We start from the raw sequence: 21,139 nt of genomic DNA, 5'->3' as shown, positions 1-21,139 counted from the left end.
GGTTGCGTCTGTCAATATCGACCTATGACTTCTCCGACGCCGCGGCGGTATGCCGGCCTCAGCGGCGACCAGCGCTCAGCATTGCGGCGCGAGAGCTTGCTAGAGGCAGGGCTGGAACTATTCGCTGTCGCAGGCAGTCGAGGCGCCACGATGACCGCGATCTGTGCGCGAGCCAAGTTGACGGAACGCTACTTTTACGAAAGTTTTTCCAGCAGAGACGAACTGCTGAAAACAATCCTGGACGGAATTGCCGACGAGGTTCGCGACGCCGGCCTGACCGCACTACGAGCGAGCGACGGAACGCTCGAGCAGCGCGTACGAGATGCCATCACGTCGTTCGTCACCCTCCTCACCGACGATCCCCGCAAGGGGCGTGTGGCAATGATCGAATCCGCTGCATACGAGCCCCTTCGCGCACACCGGCGCGCGGTACTGCACGGCTTCGCGCAAATGGTCGCGGACGAAGCCTCGCGAATGTACGGCGACCGAGCTTGGCCATCTCATCAAGGTCAGATCAACGGACTGCTCTTCGTCGGGGGCCTTGCCGAATTGGTCACCGCGTGGCTGAACGAGGAGATCGCTATTACCCCTGACGAGATCGTCGAGGCGGCAACCTACCAATTCACGTCCACCGCACACCGTTGAGATGGAACCGATCGGCATGCGGTTGCTGCCCGCCACACCGGAATGGTGCGAACAGGCGCAATACTTGTCCCCATGAGTGAACGCGCAGACCTGCCCGGAACTGACCCCGCACAGTTTCGGGTACACGTCGCGTCTCAAGCGATCCGGTTGTTCTCGGAGAACGGGTACGAAGCCACCACCGTCGAGCAGATCGCCGCTGCCGCCGGTGTGTCGCGCCGGACGTTCTTCCGGCAGTTCCGCTCCAAGGAAGACGTGATCTTCGCCGATCACGAGTCCCTCCTCGAACACGTCGCCGAGTTCCTCGCGTCCGATTCCGCCGACCCCTGGGCGTCCGTGTGCGAGGCCGCGGGACTGGTCTTCGATTTCTTCCGCCGGAACCGTGACCTTTCGATGCGGCGATACCGCGTCGTACAGCATGTTCCAGCTCTTCGCGACCGCGAACTCGTCACCGGATTCCGCTATGAGCGCCTATTCGTCGACTACCTGCGCAGCGCTGTTCCCCGCGAACCGGTCCTCGAGGTTGTCGGTTTTGCCGCAGCTGTCACCGCGTGCCACAACTACCTCTTGCGAAGCATGATCAAAGGCGACGAAGACGCCACAGCCGAAGCGCTGAGCCAGGCATTGCTCGACGTTCGGCGGACGTACGGCGTGGCACCCGGGTCCAAGACCAGCACGCCAGAATCGAAGTCTGTGCTGGTAGTGGCATTTCCCCCGGGCACCTCCGCCGAGGAGATCAGCAGAAAAATCCACGAACAACTCGGCTGACACCGATCGTGCACCGGAACTTCACACGCCCATCCCTTGACCTGGCACTCAGTGCCGTGTTTGACTGGGGTCATTGGCACCGGTCTGTCCGCGAATCTCGTCGGTAACGCCGGAGCCGCACCGACCGCCTTCAAGCCACCTTCACCAAGGAGCGTTCCCATGGCAGGAAACCCGGATTTCAATCTCTTCGCGTTGAACGAAGAGCACGACGAACTGCGGGCTGCTATCCGCGGACTCTCCGAGAAGGAAATCGCGCCGTACGCCAAGGACGTCGACGAGAACGCACGCTTTCCCGAGGAAGCACTCACCGCTCTCAACGCGTCGGGCTTCAACGCAATCCACGTTCCCGAGGCTTACGACGGCCAGGGCGCCGACTCCGTCGCCACCTGCATCGTCATCGAGGAAGTCGCCCGCGTCTGTGGCTCCTCCTCGCTGATCCCCGCCGTGAACAAGCTCGGCACCATGGGCCTGATCCTCAAGGGTTCCGAAGAGCTCAAGTCCAAGGTGCTCCCGGACCTCGTGAACGGCGGAATGGCGTCGTACGCACTGTCCGAGCGTGAAGCCGGATCCGACGCCGCTTCGATGCGTACCCGCGCGAAGGCTGACGGCGACGACTGGATCCTCAACGGTTCCAAGTGCTGGATCACCAACGGCGGCAAGTCGACCTGGTACACCGTCATGGCTGTCACCGATCCCGACAAGGGCGCAAACGGCATCTCCTCTTTCATGGTCCACAAGGACGACGAGGGCTTTGTCGTCGGACCGAAGGAAAAGAAGCTCGGCATCAAGGGCTCCCCCACCGCTGAGCTGTACTTCGAGAACTGCCGCATCCCCGGTGACCGCATCATCGGCGAACCGGGCACCGGCTTCAAGACGGCACTCGAGACCCTCGACCACACGCGTCCCACCATCGGCGCTCAGGCTGTCGGCCTGGCCCAGGGCGCACTCGACGCAGCTCTGGCATACACCAAGGATCGCAAGCAGTTCGGCAAGTCCATCAGCGACTTCCAGGCTGTTCAGTTCATGCTCGCGGACATGGCAATGAAGGTCGAAGCCGCACGTCTGATGGTCTACACCTCCGCTGCTCGCGCCGAGCGCGGCGAGAAGAACCTCGGTTTCATCTCCGCTGCGGCGAAGTGCTTCGCTTCGGACGTTGCCATGGAGGTCACCACCGACGCCGTGCAGCTGTTCGGTGGCGCCGGCTACACCACCGACTTCCCGGTCGAGCGCATGATGCGCGACGCCAAGATCACGCAGATCTACGAAGGCACCAACCAGATTCAGCGCGTCGTGATGTCGCGTGCGCTACTGAAGTAGGGCCTCCGGCCCTGTGCGCGGTCAGGCAGTCCATAGACTCCTTAACCGCGCACGGGGGCTTGACCCCTGTCTGAAGAATCTTGAGGAGAATCGTGGAACTCGTAGGCGTAATCGGCGGCGGCACCATGGGTGCCGGCATCGCCGAGGTATGTGCAAAAGCCGGTAGCTCGGTACTGGTGCTCGAAACCAAAGAAGAATTTGCCGCCGCTGCTCGCGAACGGATCGCCAAGTCGATCAACCGCGGCGTAGCCAAGGGCAAGATCACCCAGGAAGAAGCCGACGCCGCGATCGCACGCGTCCGCGTCACCCTGGACATGGAAGAGTTCGCCGATCGCGATCTGGTGATCGAAGCTGCTCCCGAGATCGAAGCTCTCAAGTACGAGATCTTCGGCAAGCTCGACAAGATCGTCAAGCCTGCAGGCATTCTGGCGACCAACACGTCGTCGATCCCCGTCATCAAGATCGCCAAGGCCACCTCGCGCCCCGGCCAGGTTGTCGGCGTTCACTTCTTCAACCCCGTGCCGGTCATGCCGCTCGTGGAGATCGTGGTCAGCCTGACGACGTCCGAAGAGACCGTTCTCGCCGTCACCGACTACGCCAAGAACACCTTGCGCAAGAAGACGGTTCGCGCGGGCGACCGTTCGGGCTTCATCGTCAACGCTCTGCTCATCCCGTACCTGTGCCAGGCTGTCCGGATGCTCGAATCCGGCTACGCCACAGCAGAAGACATCGACGAGGCCATGAAGGGCGGCTGCGGCTACCCGATGGGTCCGCTGACGCTGCTCGACACCGTCGGTCTCGACATTGCCCTCGCAGCGGCAGAGTCCCTGTACGCGGAATTCGCAGAACCGCACTACGCTCCGCCGGCGCTGCTTCGCCGCATGGTCGACGCCGGTCGTCTCGGCAAGAAGACCGGTCGCGGGTTCTACGAATACGCCTGAGTCCGACCGCTTCACTCTTCCGGCCCCTCACCTGTTGCAGGTGAGGGGCCGGAGTTGTTTTTCGGACAGATCTTGTCGAATCGATTGACAAATTCGTGTAGCGCGGCAAAAGTCATCATGTGACAACAACCGTTGTCACATGATGGCAGGCGGAGGGGCACCCAGATGAGCAGCGATGCGGACACCGGCACTCGTCAACCCAAGCCTCGAGAACTACGAGCCGATCCGATCGGCCCCGGCTCCCTGACATGGACACACTTCGGCGACGTTCGCGGCCTGCTGTACCTCGGACGCGCAGGCACCCTGCAGAACATGCACCCCGCGGTAAGCGGAGCGCTGCAAGATCATTCGAATTTCTTCGACAACCCGCTCGACCGCCTGTTCCGCTCCCTGCCGCCCATCTACGGCGTCGTGTACGACCGGACCGAAGAGGGCACAGGCACGCTCGTTCGCAACTTCCACACCGATCTCAAAGGAATCGACGAAACCGGCGGGCGCTACCACGCCCTCGCTCCTGACACTTTCTGGTGGACACACGTCACGTTCTTCGAGGTGATTCTCGATTTCAACGAGCGATTCGCGTACAAGAAGTTCACGCAGGAGCAGAAGGACCAACTTGTCCGTGAGGCCGTAACCTGGTGGCGCTGTTACGGACTCACCGATCGGCCGGCTTTCGACGACTACGCCAGCTTCCGCATGTACTGGGAAGACATGCTCGACAACCAGTTGATCAACACCCACACCACGAAGTGGTCGACACACATCGCCGAGCACGACATCGCACCGGCTCCGAAGGTTCCGACATGGCTGTGGCGTCTTAGCTCTCGCCCCACGATGGCCGTGGCGAACTGGATCGGCAAGGCACTGATGCCGGAGAAGGCACGCATGACCCTTGAATGGGAATGGACTCCGCGCGACGAACGGATGTACTTCTGGTTCGCCCGCTTCCTGACATTGACAGATCGGGTCTGGCATCTGCTGCCGCTACGACTGCGGTATGCACCGCGCGCCTACTCGGGCATCCGCGCGCAGGGTCTGTGAGCACTCGTCGGTAGGCTGGAGTGCGTGCCAGCCCAACTCCCCTCCGACGCGATCAGTGTCCGCGTGGACAGCTGGACGTGGGCGGTTCGGCTGTTCAAGACACGCTCGCAGGCGGCGACGGCCTGCCGATCGGGACACGTTCGGGTCAATGGAACGTCGGCAAAGGCGGCTCAGCAGGTGAAAGCCGGCGACGAGGTGCGGGTGCGTGTATCCGGCATCGAACGCATTGTCGTCGTGGTCAAGCCGATCACGAAGCGAGTCAGCGCGGTGCTGGCCGCCGATTGCCTGCAGGACAATTCGCCGCCCCCACCACCGCCCGAACTGATTGCGTCCATTCCGCGACGTGATCGCGGCGCCGGCAGACCGACCAAACGCGAGCGACGCGACCTCGAGAAGTTGCGCGGCCTCGAGCCGTAATCGCTACCTCGAAACAGGCTGACGCAGAACCGTCTTCAGTTTCTCGGGCGGTGTACGGCGAGCGTCGCTGAGATAGATCTCGTGATGATCGCCGTTGAAGCTCAGGCCGTTCGACGGGATGAACGTGTTGTGCAGCCGGTCCAGGGTGGGAGCTTCGTCGTCGTACGAGCCGACGTGAAGAATCTGGACGGACAGGCCCTCCTCCAATTCGAGGAACCTGACCTTGTCCAGAGCGGCCACGTTCTTCTTGGCCCGGACGGCTTTGGCTCGGACTGCTGCAATCGCCGCAGACAGTTCGGCCGCCGTGATCCACTCCGGTTGCGAGATCATCATCGTCCAATCCCACGACGCCTTGTCCCGTGTCACGAACACCTCGGGGTCATCTGCCCGCCACAACCCTTCCAGCGGGCCAACGACGAAGTCGCGATCCAATTCCTTCTTGCTCGCGAATTTTGCCGAGTAGGACACCGAATACAGCGCTTCGAGCGCCTCGGAGTACTCGGTGGCAGTGTTGGGGTCGCCGTGACCGTCGACGCCGAAGTAGCCGAAGCGGGGAACGGTCACGAGGGCAAAATCGCGGCGCCCAGGCGAGTAGAGATCCTTGTATGCCTTCTTGACGTCGTACTTCTCCATGCGCCACCCACCTGATCACTGGCCGAGTTTCAACGTTCGGAAACCTATCCGAGAACACCGACATCCCGATAGCGGACCACTGTCCCCTTGTTAATAGACCAGTGGACCTTTACTCTGGACGGGGTGACTACACCCCAGGCGACCGACGTCGCTCGAGTTCCGCGCCGCAGACCGTTGCGGATCGTTGCCATATCCGCGATTGTCGCGTCGATCTTGGCTCTGTTGTTCGTGTACCCGTGGTGGAGCTTGTTCATCCGGCCGGACTGGCCGACGGCGGTGGCAGTTTTCGGCACCGTTCTGTTTGCCACCCTCTTGATCGCCCTGCCTGCCAGTATGGTGCTCAGCCACGGACACACCGACCGCGATCCAGTTCGCCTGATCGGCGACGCCCTCCTCGGAATCATCTGGGTCGTGTTCGTGTGGACCCTGCTCGGCGAAGTTCTGAGGCTCGGACTGCTCGTCGGCGGCGTGGATGACCCGCTTCGATCGAGAATTGTCGCCGTTGCCGCACTGATCATCTCGGCCCTTCTGCTGATCTGGGGCTACCGGGAAGCCATGAGACTGCCACGGATCAAGCAGGTCGACGTCACCATCCCCCGCCTTGGTGCGGGGATGGACAAACTTCGGGTAGTCGCGATCACCGACACTCACTTCGGGCCGATCAATCGCGAGAAGTGGTCCGAGCGCGTCATCGCGGCAGTCAACGATCTCGACGCCGACATCGTGGCCCACGTCGGTGACATCGCCGACGGAACGGTAGAGCAGCGCCTCGGCCAAGCGACCCCCCTCGCATCGGTCGAAGCCGGGCTCGCTCGCGTCTACGTGACCGGCAATCACGAGTACTTCCACGAGGCTCAGGAGTGGCTCGACTACATGACCTCGATCGGCTGGGACGCGCTGCACAACCGCCACCTCGTCGTCACCAAGGGCGGAGACAGACTGGTCATCGCCGGAGTCGACGATGCGACAGCGTTGGGATCGAAACTCGACGGACACGGCGCGAACTTCGACATGGCCCTGGCCGGCTCCGACCCCGAATTGCCGATCCTGATGCTCGCCCACCAACCGAAGCAGGTTACTCAGTCCGCTTCCGCGGGAGTGGATCTGCAGCTCGCCGGTCATACCCACGGCGGACAGATCTGGCCCTTCAACTTTCTGGTGAAACTCGATCAACCGTCGGTGCACGGGCTTACCAGGCACGGAGAACGTACGCAGCTGTACACCAGCCGGGGAACCGGATTCTGGGGTCCGCCCTTCAGGGTGTTCGCACCGAGCGAGATAACCGTTCTGACGCTGCACAGCGCCTGATCGTTCTCAGCTCGTTCGGGTTGCCGCTCGCGCCGACAACCCGACGAGCTGGTTGATCAGACCTTCACGCAGGCCGACTGCGAACATGTCGGAGGCTGGGGGCGCCTGCATCTCGTTCAGTACGACGACCATGGATTCCGTCGGCTCGGCAGTCGGCCACAAGCCGGCAACGATCACCAGGGTTACCTTGGCGAATTGAGCGGCGTCGCCCTCCGAGAGATGGGGCAGTTGCGAATGAACCAGCGACGCAAACCTTCCCGAGTTGACCGTCGCCCGCTTCTTGAAGTCACGGGCGAAGTCGACGGAGATGTTTCTTTCGAGGACACCGGCCATGACGCTCATCAACTCGCACAGCAACCGCTGTGAGACAAGCGATTCCGCAACCGCGGATGCCACATGAATTTCAGCGGCAAACGGTGAGTCGTCACTGGTCGGAGTCAACGACTCGGACAACCCGTCCAGCCACGCTACCCAGTTCTCGTCGAGCACTTCGAGAAAGATGGCCTCGCGACTGTCGAAGTACCGGAGCACGTTCGACTTCGCGAGGCCGACGCTCTCACTGAGCTCACGCAGACTGATGTCTGCGACTGGCTTGGACCCGAGCATCGCGCGAGCTGCGTCGAGAATCGCGCACCGACGTGCTTCGATCTGCTCGGGCCTGCGCGCGCGCTGGAATCCATGGGTCGCCACCATCACGCAAGATTATCAGACCATCGTTCTATTGTTTTCTGTACTGCGGGTCAATTGTCCGAAGGTGCATGCTGCGCCACGACTCCCCTCGACGCCAGTTCGCGACGCAGCGAATCGGTATCGACGGACGCGAGATCGACTCGGTGCGTGCGGGTGGCCAAAGCTCGGACCTCCACGGACAGATCTGCCACCTGCTTACGCGTCGCGGCCTGCCCTGCCTCGTCCTGTTCCGCCACTCGCTCGACCAACCAGGAAGCGAGTGTGGCAGTCACGATGCCCAGCAATGCAATTCCGCCGATCATCAACGCTCCGGCGATCAGGCGCCCGGTTGTAGTGACAGGAGCCATGTCTCCGTAACCGACGGTCGTAACCGTCTCCATCGCCCACCACAACGCCGTCCCGTACGACGTGATGGCGGCGCCCTCAGCGTGCCGCTCGGCGTCGAGCATGGCCAGTGCCGCGACACCGATCAGCAAGGCCGTAGCCCCGGTGGCGTAAACAACCACTCGTCCACGCAAGCTTTGCCCGCTCGAGCGGTGGACTATTGCAAGCAGGGTGACCAATCGAAGGAGGCGCAAGGGACGCAGCATGGGTAGCACCACCATCGCCAAATCCAAGAGATGCCTGACGAACCAGCGACCGCGTGCAGGAGCCAACCACAGGCGAACTGCGTAGTCGACGGCAAATACGAACCACGCGGCCCACATGATCCATTCGGTCAGGCGATGCGGGAAGCCAGTCGGTTGCGCCAGGACTTGGTACGCGTACGCCACCAAGAACAGGCAGGCCGCAGCGGTCAAGGGGATGTCGGTGGTGAGCTGCCACCGCTCCGACGTCCACGCAGTGCGGCGGTGCACCGACTTCCTCGATTCGTTCATCCGAGAAGTCTTACACCACTGCTACCGCGTGACCGGCAGAACCAACTCAGATCCGAGTGTGCGTCAAGATGTTGAGCGCCATGGGAACTGCCTCGATCGTGATGGGCAACGGCCCCACCCGATCGCCGTCCGCGTAGGCGATGATGCCCTCGGAGACCAACCGGACCTTCTTCGACCGATACGTCTGTACCGCATCCAAGGAGACGTGAGTTCCCTTGTACACCCGCGGAAACAGGCGCACCAGACGCAACCTCGAACCGTGCCCGACGACGGTCAGATCCAGCAACCCATCAGACTTCGACGCGCCCGGAGTGATGAGCATGCCGCCACCGTACGAGCGGCCGTTGCCGACAGCCACGAGCGTCGCGTCCACCGTGATGACCTCGTCGTCGAGTTCGATCCGGTACGGCAGCGGCTTCATCTTCGCCAACTCGGCGAGCATCGCCAAGTTGTAGCGCATCGGTCCCTTGGGCCACGACATCCGATTGGCCCGTTCACTGACCAGCGAATCGAATCCGCTCGCGATGATCGTTCCCGACCAGACGACGGAACCGTCGGCAAGCGTGATCTTCGCCAGGTCGGACTGCTGCACGACGCCGTCGGCGATCACATCGGCGGCTGCCTCGGGATCGCCTGTGGGAATGCCGAACTCACGGGCGTGATCGTTACCGGTGCCCGCCGGGATGAGTCCGATAGGAGTATCGGTCAACGCGGCAGCCTGCAATCCGATGCTGATGGCACCGTCACCGCCGACCACCACCAGCGCGTCGGTACCCTCCTCGATCGCACGACGCGCCAACTTCTTGGCGTCGTCGGCATCGGTTCCGATAATCTCGGTGACGGCAACTCCCCGAGCACGCAGTCGCGCAACACCTTTGCGTCCGGCCGCAGGCGCGTGACCATGTCCCGCCATCGGATTGATCAGGACGGTAACCTTCTCGATCTGACTGCGGGTTTCGGTCACGGAATCAGCTTTCCAGGATTGAGGATGCCGGCGGGGTCAACTGCATTCTTCACTGCGCGAAGGATATTCGCGCCCAATTCGCCGATCTCGTCCTTCATCCACGGGCGATGGTCAGCTCCGACTGCGTGATGATGGGTGATCGTGCCACCGGCGGCGATGATCGCATCGCCAGCGGCAGTTTTCGCCTTGTGCCACTGAGCGATCGGATCCTCGGTCTGCGCGCTGACTACTGTGAAGTACAGCGAAGCACCGGTCTTGTACGTGTGAGAAATGTGGCACATGACGAGCGGCTGAGTCCCCTGCTCGACGAGAGCCTTGGTCAGCGCTTCGGTGACCGAGGAGCGCAGGTTCGCGAGGTTACCCCAGGTGGTTGCTGTCTCGAGGGTTTCACACAGTGCGCCGACGTCGAGAAGAGCGTCACGCAGATACGGCGCATCGAATCGCCCGTGTTCCCAACTGTTTCCGGGCTCCTCACCGAGCGAAGTCCCACCGTGAGCGGTGAGAATTGCTCGGGCCTCCGCCATCCGTTCAGCGGTGTGCGAAGCGGTGCCCTCGTAGGTGGTGATGCCGAGGCAACCACCGGTGAAGGCGTTCTCGCCGATCTTGTCGGTGGTCGCCAGATTCACGCCGCTCTCGGCCTCGTCGGACAATCGCAGTACGGTCGGAGCCGATCCTTCCTGGACCAGCTCACGCAATGCTGCTGCGCCGGTGGCGAAGTCGGGGAAGCTCCACCCTTCGCGCACGGTGGTCTCGGGCAGGCGGTGAACCCGGACACGCACGTGCGTGATGACGCCGAATGTCCCCTCGGAGCCGACAAAAAGCTCACCCAGATCGGGGCCTGCGGCAGAGGCCGGCGCACGCCCGGTCTCGACCACACCGCTCGGGGTGACAACGGTGAGGCCCTGGACCATGTCCTCGAAGCGTCCGTATCCAGCCGACGCCTGCCCCGAAGACCGGGTGGCGGCAAACCCGCCCAGAGTGGCGAACAGGAAGCTCTGCGGGAAGTGCCCGACCGAGAAACCGTGCTCACGCAGAAGCTCCTCGGCCCGTGGGCCGGTGGTTCCGCCGCCGAACGTCGCAATGCCCGATTCCTCGTCCAACCCGACGAGCTGATCGAACCTGCGCAGATCGAGAGATAGAACTGCGTCGAACCCGTCACGAATGGGATCGAGCCCGCCGACGACGCTGGTGCCACCACCGAACGGGACCACTGCGATCCGGTTGGCAGAGCAGTATCGGAGAACCTGCTCGACCTCTGCGTCTGTCCCTGGAGTGACGACTGCGTCCGGTGCGTCCTGCGGCTCGGCGCTACGACGGCGAAGCAGATCCGGGGTGCTCTTGCCACCGGCCCGAAGGATTCGATCCGAATCCTCGGTGCTGACGTACTCGGCCCCGACCAGCCCAGCCAGCGCCTCGACGTGCGACTGAGCCAGGGCGGACGGAGTCACCTGAACGTCTTCGATGGCGAGGCGCGAGCGAGTCGGTGCGGACACACCGAGAAATCCGGTCAACAATGATGTGACTGCGTCCGACAGTTCACGCTTCTTGGCCGGATCGCCCCAGGCGTCCCACTGCATCGGCGGTTGCAAGGCAGACTTTTCGGTGCTCATAGACACTAGTGTTACATATTTGTGTGATGTGTAAACATCCCGGTTGATCGAGCTGTCGATCAACCCATCGTCTTCGAGCCGTTGATGGCTTCACGAAGCATGTCTGCGTGGCCCGCATGCTGGGCCGTCTCGGCGATGATGTGCAGCAATGCGCGCCGCGCTGACCAGCGAGCGCCGGCTTCGAACCACGGAGCGCTCGGAAGTGGATGAGAGATGTCGAGGCTGTCCAGCGAGGCCACCAACTGGTCGGTCCTGGCCGCGATCCCTTCGTACTCGGAAACGATGCTTGCCAAGGTTTCACCCTCGACCATGGCAAATTCGTTCGCCCGTTCCTGTTGCATCTCTTCCGACCACTGGGTCGGGTCGAAGTCCCCGCCAAGTCCGGCCGGGCCTTCCAGAATGAAGTCGACCCAACCCTTCTCCGCCTGACCCACATGCTTGATCAATCCGCCTAGGCACAGTTCGCTCACGGTCGGCCTCGAAGCAGCCTGCTCGTCGGTGAGGTCCTTGACCGTGAAGAGAAGGAATTCACGATGTTGACGCAGGCTCTGGAGGAGATCCGCGCGCTCGCCGGTGACGGTGGTGGTCGGTGCGTTCATGATGTTTTTCCTTCGCTCGTGGGTTCTTTGCCCTGTGAGAACTACGTTAGAAGTCATTGCGGACAGAAACGGTCCTCATTAGAAAACGATCAAAGAAAAAACTCCCGGCACTCACCAATGAGGGTGAGTGCCGGGAGTTCGAGCCAGCTAGGACCAGATCAGACTGTGCGGGCCAAACGATCGGCCAGCAGGCGCGTGAAGTGCGCCGGGTCGCTCAGCTCGCCGCCCTCGGCAAGCAACGCCATGCCGTAGAGCAACTGAGCCGTCTCAGTCAGGTTCTCCGCATTGTCGTTGGCGGCCTGCGCCTCCCGAAGACCCGAGACAAGCGGGTGCTCCGGGTTGAGCTCGAGGATGCGCTTGCTGTGCGGAACAGGCTGACCCGAAGCCTTGTACATCTTCTCGAGCGTCGGAGACATGCTGAACGCGTCGCCGACGATGCAGGCAGCCGAGGTGGTCAGTCGCGTCGAGAGACGCGTTTCCTTGATGTCGTCGGACAGGGTTTCGGTCAGCCACGTCAGCAGCTCGCCGAATTCCTTCTCCTTCTCTTCGCGCTCGGCCTCGGCCGCCTTCTTCTCGTCCTCGGTGTCGAGGTCGACCTCGCCCTTGGCGATCGACTGGAAGGTCTTGCCGTCGAAGTCCGAGACAGCGTCGACCCACATCTCGTCCACCGGGTCGGTGAGAACCAGAACCTCGAGGCCCTTGGCCTTGAAAGCCTCCATGTGCGGGGAGCTTTCGATGAGGTGACGGGATTCGCCCGTCATGAAGTAGATCTGTTCCTGGCCGTCCTTCATGCGCTCCACGTACTCGGCGAGAGTGGTCACGCCCTCTTCGCTGTTGGTCGAGGCAAACGAAGAGATGTCGAGCAGCGTCTTGCGGTTGTCGGCATCGGCCATCAGGCCTTCCTTGAGCGCGCGTCCGAACTCGGTCCAGAAGGTCGAGTACTTCTCGGGCTCGTTCGCCTTCATGTCCTTGATGGTCGAGAGGACCTTCTTGGTCAGACGACGACGGATGGCAGCGATCTGCCGGTCCTGCTGCAGAATTTCACGAGAGACGTTGAGCGAGAGGTCTTGTGCGTCGACCACGCCCTTGACGAAGCGCAGGTAATCGGGCACCAACTCTTCGCAGTCGTCCATGATGAAGACGCGCTTGACGTAGAGGTGGATGCCGGCCTTGCGCTCACGCATGAACAGATCGAACGGCGCCGTCGACGGAATGAACAGCAGCGCTTGGTATTCGAAAGTACCTTCGGCCTTCATCGGGATGACCTCGAGAGGCTCGTCCCAGGCGTGGCTGACGTGCTTGTAGAACTCCTTGTACTCGTCCTCGGACACCTCGTCCTTGGAGCGAGTCCACAGTGCCTTCATCGAGTTGATCGTCTCGGTCTCGATGGTGACCTCGGGCTCTTCGCCCTCGGCTGGCGTCGACGTCCGAGCGACATCCATGCGGATGGGCCACGCGATGAAGTCGGAGTACTTCTTGACCAGTTCCTTGATCTTCCATTCCGACGTGTAGTCGTGCAGGCCGTTCTCGGAATCCTCGGGCATCAGGTGCAGGGTCACGGAGCTGCCCTGCGGCGCCTCGTTCACATGCTCGAGCGTGTACGTGCCTTCGCCGGTCGACTCCCAGCGCGTCGCGTGGTCTTCACCGGCGCGGCGGGTCAGCAGCGTGACCTTGTCCGCCACCATGAACGTGGAGTAGAAGCCGATGCCGAACTGACCGATCAGTTCTTCCGATGCCGCTGCATCCTTGGCTTCCTTGAGCTTACGACGCACCTCGGCGGTGCCGGACTTGGCGAGCGTGCCGATCAGGTCGACGACCTCGTCACGCGACATTCCGATGCCGTTGTCGCGGATGGTCAGGGTGCGTGCCGCCTTGTCGATGTCGATCTCGATATGCAGATCGGAGACGTCGACGTTGAGGTCTTTGTCCTGGTACGACTCGAGGCGGAGTTTGTCCAGCGCGTCCGAAGCGTTGGAGATCAACTCACGAAGGAAGCTGTCCTTGTTCGTATAGATTGAATGAACCATCAGATCCAGCAGCTGACGTGTTTCTGCTTGGAACTCGAGCTGCTCGGTATGCGCGGTCACTTCGATCCCTTTCTCTTCTCGGACTGATCACAGGGATTTTACTCGACCTCGAATACCGCGGGCCGGCCCCCGCACAGACAAGGGAGGCCACGCGACCTGCGCATGACCTCCCGTTATCTTCACCCACCGATCTACTCGGTGACGTCAACCATCGAATAGTTCGAGACGCCGCCGGCCAGCACCCTGAGGTGATCGTCCGATGCGCCCAAAGTGTGTTCGATGGCCACCAGCCGCGAGACGTAGTGCCCGACCGGATACTCGGCTGTCATACCGATACCACCGTGCATTTGAATTGCTTCCTGACCGATCTGATGCGCGGCACGACCGACAGCCAGCTTCGCTCGCGACGCGATGGTCGGATCGATCACTCCGTCGGCGATGGCCATGGTCGCGTACAGACTCATGCTGCTCGCCAGTTCGAGCGCCACGTACATGTCGGCCGCACGATGAGTCAGCGTCTGGAACTTCGCGAGCGGAACACCGAACTGCTTGCGCTGCTTCAGGTAATCCGTCGTCAGTCGCAGCGCCTCGGTCATGATGCCGATCGCCTCGGCGCACAGAGCTGCCTGCGCCCGGACCTCTGCGTCAACGATCGCCGCCGTGACATCGCCGCCCTCACCAAGTTGTTCGGCCGCGGCATCGGTGAACGTGAACTGCGCGCCGCGACGGCCGTCGTGGGTGGCGTACGTGCTCCGTGTGACACCCGAGCCTTCCGCATCCACCAGGAAGAGCCCGGTGCCGCCGCCTGGAAGTGTGGCACTGACGATCACGACGTGCGCGCTGTCGCCCTGCAGAACCGGGTTCTTGACGCCGGTGATCGTCCACCCCGATCCCTCCTGCGATGCAGTGGTCGTGACAGTGGCGACCGGCCAGCGCGTGCCAGGTTCCGTATGGGCAAAGGCCGACAAAGTGGTCCCGTCGCTGAGCGCCGGCAGGAGTCGCGCCCGCTGATCTGCCGAACCGATCGCAGCAATCAACCCACCGGGGATCAGAACACCACCCAAATACGGCTCGGGTGCAAGCGCGCGGCCCAGTTCGGTCATCACCACCATGGTCTCGACCGGCCCAGCGCCCATCCCGCCATCGGCCTCCGCGAATGGCAGGCCGAGCAGCCCGAGCTCGGCGAACTGCTTCCACACCGAGGCATTCCATCCCTCGTCAGTGGCCGAGGTGGCGTTGCGCTTCTCCGCGTCGTAGCTGTGGCTGAGTAATTCGCGCGTTGTGTCGCGAAGCATCGTCTGTTCGTCGTCGAGTTCGAAATTCATGTCAGATGCTCACAATCCGAGGATCGAGGAGGCAATGATGGAGCGCTGCACCTCACTTGATCCGCTGTAGATGGAAACCTTCCGGTAGTTCAAGTAGCGCGGCGCCGCCTGCTGCGCCCACTCCGGCGAGTCGATGTCGGCGATATCTACCGGCAGAGAGTCCGGTCCGGCGACATCCATCAGCAATTCCGTTGCCGCCTGCTGCAATTCGGAGCCGCGGAGCTTGAGCAGCGAGGATGCCGGATTCGGCTTTCCGTCTGCCGAACTCGCCACAACTCGCAGTTGAGTCAAATCCAGTGCAAGCAATTCGTTTTCCAACTCGGCCAACCGAGCCGCGAACAACGGATCCTCGAGGAGGGTGCCGATTCCGACGCGAACCTCCCGCGCCTTCTCTTTTGCCGTGGCGACAAGGGTTTTGGAGAACCCGACCCGTGTGACCCCCGTGCGTTCGTTGCCGAGCAGGAACTTGGCGTAGTCCCAGCCCTTGTTCTCCTCGCCGACAAGATTTTCCGCAGGAACACGGACGTTGTCGAAGAACACCTCGTTGACCTCGACGCTGCCGTCGATCAGTTTGATGGGACGAATCGTGATGCCGGGAGTCGCCAAATCGATGAGCAGGAACGAAATTCCTGCCTGACGCTTCTGGGCACTGGCATCTGTCCGAACCAGACAGAAGATCCACTCGGCGTGCTGCGCGAGAGTAGTCCACGTCTTCTGACCGTTGACGATGTAATCCGCGCCGTCACGGACAGCGGCCGTCTTGAGTGAAGCGAGATCCGAGCCTGCTTCTGGTTCCGAAAAACCCTGGCACCACCAGATATCGGCGTTGGCCGTCGCCGGGAGAAACTTTTCCTTCTGCTCCTGCGAGCCGAAGGCTGCGATAACGGGCCCAACCATGCTCACGTTGAACGGCAACGGGTTGGGTACCGACGCCAACTGCATTTCCTCGGAATAGATGTGGCGCTGTACCGGAGTCCAGTCCTTGCCACCCCATTCGACCGGCCAGTGCGGAACCGCCAGTCCGTGTGCGTTCAGAATCTGTTGGCCCGCAACGATGTCTGCACGCGTCAGCTTTCCGAATCCCGCTGCACGTGCACGAAGTTCGGGCGAGAATTCGGTGGTGAAGAACTTTCGCATCTCCTCGCGGAACGCAACTTCCTCAGCGGTCAATTCGAGATTCATATGGAGTCTGCTTTCTTCTGGCAGGATTTCAGAACAAGATTCGTGCGACGGTCTGCGCAACAACGGCTGGCTTGTCCACGCCTTCGATCTCGACTGTGTTGGTGATCTGACTCTGCAGCGAACCGTTCGGCAACTCTTCGATCGCGGAGAGCACTGCAGTGTTTCGAACCTTGGCTCCAACCGGCACGGGACTCGGGAATCGAACCTTGTCGGACCCGTAGTTGATGACCATCTTCGCCCCGTCGATGCGGTACACGGACTTCGACAGAAGCGGCAGGAGCGAGAGAGTCAGATACCCGTGGGCAATCGGACCGCCGAAAGGTGATTCACGCTTTGCCCTTTCGTCGTCGACGTGAATCCACTGATGGTCACCGGTCGCGTCGGCAAATTGATGGACCATCTCGCGGGTGACCTCGACCCACTCGCTCGAGCCCAGCGTTTCACCGACCGCCCCCAGGAGATCGGCCTTGTTCTCGAACACCCGCGTCATCTGATCCTCCACGTTCCCGAACACTGTTAGGTTAATTGGATAATAAACTCACGGTGTAAGGTTGTCCAGTACTTTCACACGAAAGGGTGTGCGATGGCGCGACCGCGGATTCCACTACTGAGCAAGCCGATCATCAGGGACACCGCCCTGAAACTGGTCGACGAGCACGGTTTGACCGACTTCTCGATGCGCAAACTCGCCACCGTTCTCGGCGTGCAAGCACCATCGCTGTACAGCCATTACGCCAACAAGGACGAGCTACTCGACGACGTCGCGAACGTCATCATGGAGTCCGTCGACGTGAGCGGCTTCGACTCTGACGATTGGCGCGGTGCGCTGTGCACGTGGGCGCGGTCCTACCACGCCGCCCTGGGCAAGCATCCCAATATCGTTCCCTACTTGGCCTACGGTCCGAGCGTCAGGCCCATCGCCCTTGACCGCGCCAACGCCATCCACGGCGGCCTGGTGCGGGCCGGATGGCCGCAGCGCACGGCAACGCTGATCGGCGCTTCCGTCAAGTACGTGGTCATGGGTGCTGCGACAGCGACGTTCTCCGGCGGATTCGTAGACGATCCGGCGATCTACGCCGAGCGTTACCCGCACCTCACGCGAGCACATCTGTTGCGCGAGCGTGCTACGGAAATCGACGGCGCCAGTTTCGAACTCGCGCTGGAATCCCTGCTGGACGGGCTGGAAGCCAAATATGCACTGCTGCAGACCACTTCAGAGTTATCCCTTGAAAACTGAGGGTTGCTACTTTCGGTCAAGCACGCCGAGCATCGCAACAAAGGCCGCCTGACGATCCCCGAGAGCGGCAAAGAATTCCCGATCCGATGCTTCGACCGCACGATTTGCCTTGCCTGCCAGGGCCGCACCCGCCTGGGTCACCACCACCGAGCGTGCCCGAGCGTCCGTCGGGTGTGGACGTCGTTCGACTAATTTCTTGGATTCGAGGGTCCGTATCACCTGTGACGTCATCATCGGATCAGTGCGCGCATACTCGGCAAGATCGCGTTGAGTTATCGGTGTTTCCGCGTCCAGCCACGTCAGTGCGGCGAGCAGAACGAACTGCACGTGAGTCAGGTCGAAAGGCCGCAGCGCCGCGCGAATCGAAGCCTGCCAAGCATTGGTGACACGCCACAACATCAGACCCGGACTGTCGCCAGCATCCTCGAAGTCGGTTTCCAGTTTCTTCGCCACAGCGTCAGTGTGTCAGCTCGTTGCCGAGCGCAGAATCTCGACGTCGTTGCCATCCAACGGAATCAAGCCTCGGCGGAGCTGATACCCCCAATTCGGTGTCGAGGTCAATGCCAATCGACTCCGTACGTCGCCGAGAGGAACGGGCGTGAACGGCTCGTATCGCACTCGACGCCGAAACGGCTTGAAGCACCCCTCGTCCGCCTGCCAGATCTCACCCTCTTCGATCACACCGAGGGCTGTGAACTCGCGCAACGGATCTCGATCACCAATGGACTCGACCGGCGAATAGTAGACAAGCACATCGCCCGCCTTCATCCGCGCCAATCCGGACCTCTTCCCGTGCCCGATCTGCGCGATCCCAAGATCCACTGCGCGACGCACATGTTCGGCCGAGACAACCCCTAACCAGGCGTTCATCGCCGACCACCTGGCGAACCGATCGCAAGTTCAATCATGAATTTAGTATGCGCGCTTATTATCTTCCTCGCAACAGATCAACTCTTGAACGTGTTCAACTTCAGGTACGCTGAACTTGAACACGTTCAAAGAAGGGGAGCCCATGAGCAGTCGCGGGATCGAAACCAGGGAAAAGCTGGTGGAAACAGCTTTGCGGCTCTTCCGCGACGAAGGCTTCGCAGCGACGACCATGCGCAAGATCGCGACTGAGGCAGGTGTCTCCCTCGGGAATGCCTACTACTACTTCGCCAGCAAAGACGAACTGGTTCACGAGCTGTATCTCGTCATCCAACGTGATCACCGAGAGCGTGCGCTCCCACTCCTACGCAAAGGTGGCTCACTCGCGGAAAATCTCGCGATCGTTCTGCACACCGGACTCGATGTCATGGGGCCCTATCACGGGTTCGGTAGCGCGTTTCTGCACGTCGCCCTGCCCACCGAATCGCCGTCCAGCCCGTTCTCGGCCGAGTCGAGTGATGCGAGATCGATGGCCGTCGAATTGATGCGCGAAGCACTGGCGGCGTCGAAGCAGAAGACGCCGGCGTCCTTGGAGACCCAGCTCCCAACACTCTTGTGGCTCAGCTATCTGGGCGTGACGCTGCACTGGGTCACCGACTCGTCTCCGGGGCAAACTCGTACCCGATCCCTGGTCGACGGCTTGGTCCCGATCATCGCCAAAGCGCTCACCCTCGCGCGGCTACCAGTGGCCCGCGGCCTGGTCGGCGACGTCGCCGCCCTGATGACCAAAGTCGTTTCTCCAGAGCGGAACAAAAAATCATGAAGACTGTCGTTGTATGTGGGGCGTCGGGTTACATAGGGCAATCTCTCCTTCGAGCGCTCGAATCGAACGGGGTCGAGATTCGGACGATCGGCCGCGGAGGAACGAGCGATGCCTCGTGGTCCGACGAGCAAGGTGTCGCCGACGTACTCAGCGCCGCGGATCTGCTGGTCAACCTCTCCGGACGCTCTGTGAGCTGCCGATACAACAAGCGCAATGCCGACGAAATCTTCTCCTCCCGCGTGGAAACGACCGCACTGTTGGGTCGCGCACTGGCCCGTACGCCGCAGCCACCCTCGCTCTGGGCGAATGCCAGTACCGGCACGATCTACCGAGACGCGCGGGATCGACCCATGGACGAGAAGAACGGAGAGCTGGGTAAGGGATTCTCCGTCGCGGTCGCGCGGGCGTGGGAACACGAATTGTTCTCAGCCCCAATCCCCGTTCGCAAAGTCGCGTTACGAATGTCGATCGTTCTCGGCGCCGGCGGCGGAGCAATCAACCCCTTCGTGAACCTGGCCCGAATGGGTTTCGGCGGAAGAATGGGCGACGGACGACAAATGTTCAGCTGGATACACATTTCCGATGTCGTTCGCTCGGTCATCCACATCTACGAGCATCCGCAGATCTCAGGCCCGGTCAATATCGCATCCCCTTATCCGGTAACCAACACCGACATGATGCGGATGGTACGAGCGAAACTTGGCCGACAATACGGGTTTCCGACGCCGGGCTGGATGCTCGAGTTCGGCGCACGAATCATCCGCACCGAGGCTGAACTGGTGACGAAGAGTCGCTGGGTTTCACCAGGGGTGCTCGCGGACAGCGGCTTCCAGTATCAATTTCCGACGTTGGAGTCTGCGCTGGAACAGATCGCTCAGGAGACCCCGCGAGGGCTGCTTCCGGTGACAGTCGGCTGAAGTTCGGTCGCAGTCGCGACCGCTCGCACGATATCCTGCTCGAGCAGATAGTGATTCAGTGCAATTGCAGCCTTCGACCCAGCGGCGGCGGCGGTGATCAACTGTGCAGGCGAGTCCGACACGTTCCCAGCGGCCCATACACCAGGCATGCTGGTACTTCCCGCAGGATCAGTTACCACCCAACCATTTTCGTCAGCTTCACATCCCAGGTCAGTCAGCAAAGCGTCGCGTGGAACAAACCGTGGACCGACAAACACCACACTCCGCGGAACAACCTGACCGGAGGCCAACTCGACGCCGTCCAATCGACCGTCTGCCACCGAGACCCCGGCCACGTCGCCTTCGACGATGCGAATCCCCCTCACAGTCAGCCGCTCCCGCTCGGTGCCGGTCAGCTCGATGCGATTCGGAAAGAAGACAACATCGTCCGACCATTGGCGCACCAACGACGCCTGATGAATGGTAAACGGCCTGTTGTCACCCCCGAGTACACCGATCGGCGTATCACGAACCTCGTACCCGTGGCAGTAGGGACAATGCAAAACGTCGACTCCCCAGCGATCCTGCAGCCCAGCGATGTTCGGCAGCTCGTCACGTAACCCCGTCGCCACCAGAACAGTCCGTGCCTCCAGCGACGCAGTCGCGTCGGTTTGCACAAGAAATCCACCGTCGTCCGTTCGCTCGATTCCGATTGCGGTGCCAGTCGTCGCTTCGCCGCCGTACTCGAGAACCTCCTTGCGTCCGGCCGCAAGTAATTGCGTCGGACTCTCACCGTCCCGCGTCAGGTACCCGTGCAGGTGCTCGGAGACACCATTGCGCGGGTTACCAGCATCGACGATCATCACTCGCCGCCGAGCCCGAGCCAGAACAAGCGCGGCACTCAACCCCGCCGCACCGCCACCGACAATCACCACATCGAACCTCATGCACTCCCCCAGTCCCGCAGTTCGTCC

23 protein-coding genes are annotated in these 21,139 nt (G+C 61.7%); 10 read left to right on the top strand and 13 right to left on the bottom strand.

All coding sequences use genetic code 11. From position 1 onward, the window contains the following. Positions 1–24: 24 nt before the first annotated feature. The 6 genes from H351_RS08170 (at position 25) to H351_RS08145 (ending at position 5,126) form a co-directional block, all read left to right on the top strand. Positions 25–645: a TetR/AcrR family transcriptional regulator gene (locus H351_RS08170; protein WP_021345503.1), complete on the top strand. Its 621-nt coding sequence runs from the start codon at positions 25–27 to the stop codon at positions 643–645. 72 nt (positions 646–717) lie between these two features. Continuing rightward, positions 718–1,410 (top strand): TetR family transcriptional regulator, encoded by a 693-nt coding sequence (locus tag H351_RS08165; RefSeq protein WP_024487439.1) that lies wholly within the window; start codon positions 718–720, stop codon positions 1,408–1,410. A 159-nt stretch (positions 1,411–1,569) separates the two neighbouring features. Further along, complete coding sequence (locus H351_RS08160; protein WP_003939784.1) at positions 1,570–2,727, top strand: acyl-CoA dehydrogenase; 1,158 nt, start codon at positions 1,570–1,572, stop codon at positions 2,725–2,727. Between the two features lie 92 nt (positions 2,728–2,819). Then, positions 2,820–3,668 carry a 3-hydroxybutyryl-CoA dehydrogenase gene (locus tag H351_RS08155; protein WP_003940434.1) on the top strand — a complete coding sequence of 283 codons (849 nt, stop codon included), beginning with the start codon at positions 2,820–2,822 and terminating at the stop codon, positions 3,666–3,668. Positions 3,669–3,833: 165 nt separating this feature from the next. Then, positions 3,834–4,709, top strand: a complete 876-nt coding sequence (locus tag H351_RS08150) for an oxygenase MpaB family protein (protein WP_029256215.1) — start codon at positions 3,834–3,836, stop codon at positions 4,707–4,709. A gap of 24 nt (positions 4,710–4,733) precedes the next feature. Continuing rightward, on the top strand, positions 4,734–5,126 hold the full coding sequence (locus tag H351_RS08145; RefSeq protein WP_029256216.1) for an RNA-binding S4 domain-containing protein: 393 nt from the start codon (positions 4,734–4,736) through the stop codon (positions 5,124–5,126). Positions 5,127–5,129: 3 nt separating this feature from the next. Here the strand turns inward: H351_RS08145 and H351_RS08140 are convergent, their stop codons facing one another. Further along, positions 5,130–5,759, bottom strand: a complete 630-nt coding sequence (locus H351_RS08140; protein ID WP_029256217.1) for a GyrI-like domain-containing protein — start codon at positions 5,757–5,759, stop codon at positions 5,130–5,132. A gap of 123 nt (positions 5,760–5,882) precedes the next feature. Here H351_RS08140 and H351_RS08135 point away from each other — a divergent pair, with 123 nt between their 5' ends. Beyond that, entirely contained in the window at positions 5,883–7,067 is a 1,185-nt protein-coding gene (locus H351_RS08135) for a metallophosphoesterase (RefSeq protein ID WP_029256218.1), read from the top strand. A gap of 6 nt (positions 7,068–7,073) precedes the next feature. Here H351_RS08135 and H351_RS08130 read toward each other — a convergent pair whose 3' ends face one another. The 9 genes from H351_RS08130 to H351_RS08090 all read right to left on the bottom strand — a co-directional run bounded on the left by H351_RS08130 (position 7,074) and on the right by H351_RS08090 (position 16,832). Then, positions 7,074–7,760, bottom strand: coding sequence for a TetR/AcrR family transcriptional regulator (locus H351_RS08130; RefSeq protein ID WP_021332017.1), 687 nt, complete (start codon positions 7,758–7,760; stop codon positions 7,074–7,076). Between the two features lie 47 nt (positions 7,761–7,807). Continuing rightward, the gene (locus tag H351_RS08125; protein ID WP_029256219.1) at positions 7,808–8,635 is read right to left on the bottom strand and encodes a potassium channel family protein; all 828 of its coding nucleotides are present in this window, start codon (positions 8,633–8,635) and stop codon (positions 7,808–7,810) included. Positions 8,636–8,681: 46 nt separating this feature from the next. After that, the gene (locus H351_RS08120) at positions 8,682–9,599 is read right to left on the bottom strand and encodes a diacylglycerol kinase (protein ID WP_003940547.1); all 918 of its coding nucleotides are present in this window, start codon (positions 9,597–9,599) and stop codon (positions 8,682–8,684) included. Continuing rightward, positions 9,596–11,176: an FAD-binding oxidoreductase gene (locus H351_RS08115; RefSeq protein WP_024487438.1), complete on the bottom strand. Its 1,581-nt coding sequence runs from the start codon at positions 11,174–11,176 to the stop codon at positions 9,596–9,598. Before H351_RS08115 ends, H351_RS08120 begins: the two co-directional genes overlap by 4 nt. 92 nt (positions 11,177–11,268) lie before the next feature. Next, positions 11,269–11,808, bottom strand: coding sequence for a DinB family protein (locus H351_RS08110; protein WP_029256220.1), 540 nt, complete (start codon positions 11,806–11,808; stop codon positions 11,269–11,271). 158 nt (positions 11,809–11,966) lie between these two features. Beyond that, on the bottom strand, positions 11,967–13,895 hold the full coding sequence (gene htpG / locus H351_RS08105) for a molecular chaperone HtpG (protein WP_020909088.1): 1,929 nt from the start codon (positions 13,893–13,895) through the stop codon (positions 11,967–11,969). Between the two features lie 131 nt (positions 13,896–14,026). After that, entirely contained in the window at positions 14,027–15,160 is a 1,134-nt protein-coding gene (locus H351_RS08100) for an acyl-CoA dehydrogenase family protein (protein ID WP_029256221.1), read from the bottom strand. A 9-nt stretch (positions 15,161–15,169) separates the two neighbouring features. After that, positions 15,170–16,342, bottom strand: a complete 1,173-nt coding sequence (locus H351_RS08095; protein WP_029256222.1) for an acyl-CoA dehydrogenase family protein — start codon at positions 16,340–16,342, stop codon at positions 15,170–15,172. 28 nt (positions 16,343–16,370) lie between these two features. After that, entirely contained in the window at positions 16,371–16,832 is a 462-nt protein-coding gene (locus tag H351_RS08090) for a MaoC family dehydratase (RefSeq protein WP_020909091.1), read from the bottom strand. Positions 16,833–16,925: 93 nt separating this feature from the next. On the opposite strand from H351_RS08090, the gene H351_RS08085 reads away from it, so the two are divergent. After that, positions 16,926–17,579 (top strand): TetR/AcrR family transcriptional regulator, encoded by a 654-nt coding sequence (locus tag H351_RS08085; protein WP_029256223.1) that lies wholly within the window; start codon positions 16,926–16,928, stop codon positions 17,577–17,579. A 6-nt stretch (positions 17,580–17,585) separates the two neighbouring features. Here H351_RS08085 and H351_RS08080 read toward each other — a convergent pair whose 3' ends face one another. Together H351_RS08080 and H351_RS08075 are read right to left on the bottom strand one after the other, a co-directional pair. Then, complete coding sequence (locus H351_RS08080) at positions 17,586–18,032, bottom strand: MarR family winged helix-turn-helix transcriptional regulator (protein ID WP_029256224.1); 447 nt, start codon at positions 18,030–18,032, stop codon at positions 17,586–17,588. 12 nt (positions 18,033–18,044) lie between these two features. Next, positions 18,045–18,449 (bottom strand): EVE domain-containing protein, encoded by a 405-nt coding sequence (locus H351_RS08075; RefSeq protein WP_029256225.1) that lies wholly within the window; start codon positions 18,447–18,449, stop codon positions 18,045–18,047. A gap of 142 nt (positions 18,450–18,591) precedes the next feature. Here H351_RS08075 and H351_RS08070 point away from each other — a divergent pair, with 142 nt between their 5' ends. Further along, positions 18,592–19,269 carry a TetR/AcrR family transcriptional regulator gene (locus H351_RS08070; RefSeq protein ID WP_029256226.1) on the top strand — a complete coding sequence of 226 codons (678 nt, stop codon included), beginning with the start codon at positions 18,592–18,594 and terminating at the stop codon, positions 19,267–19,269. Further along, positions 19,266–20,186, top strand: coding sequence for a TIGR01777 family oxidoreductase (locus H351_RS08065; RefSeq protein ID WP_029256227.1), 921 nt, complete (start codon positions 19,266–19,268; stop codon positions 20,184–20,186). The genes H351_RS08070 and H351_RS08065 overlap by 4 nt, the downstream gene beginning before the upstream one ends. On the opposite strand, the gene H351_RS08060 is transcribed toward H351_RS08065, so the two are convergent. Further along, the gene (locus H351_RS08060) at positions 20,144–21,112 is read right to left on the bottom strand and encodes an NAD(P)/FAD-dependent oxidoreductase (RefSeq protein WP_029256228.1); all 969 of its coding nucleotides are present in this window, start codon (positions 21,110–21,112) and stop codon (positions 20,144–20,146) included. The genes H351_RS08065 and H351_RS08060 overlap by 43 nt on opposite strands. Positions 21,113–21,139 lie beyond the last annotated feature (27 nt).

Source organism: Rhodococcus erythropolis R138, assembly GCF_000696675.2.
GTDB classification, from domain to species: Bacteria; Actinomycetota; Actinomycetes; order Mycobacteriales; family Mycobacteriaceae; genus Rhodococcus_F; species Rhodococcus_F erythropolis.
The sequence above is the reverse complement of the archived record's forward strand: the minus strand, read 5'-3'. Positions and strand labels throughout refer to the sequence as shown.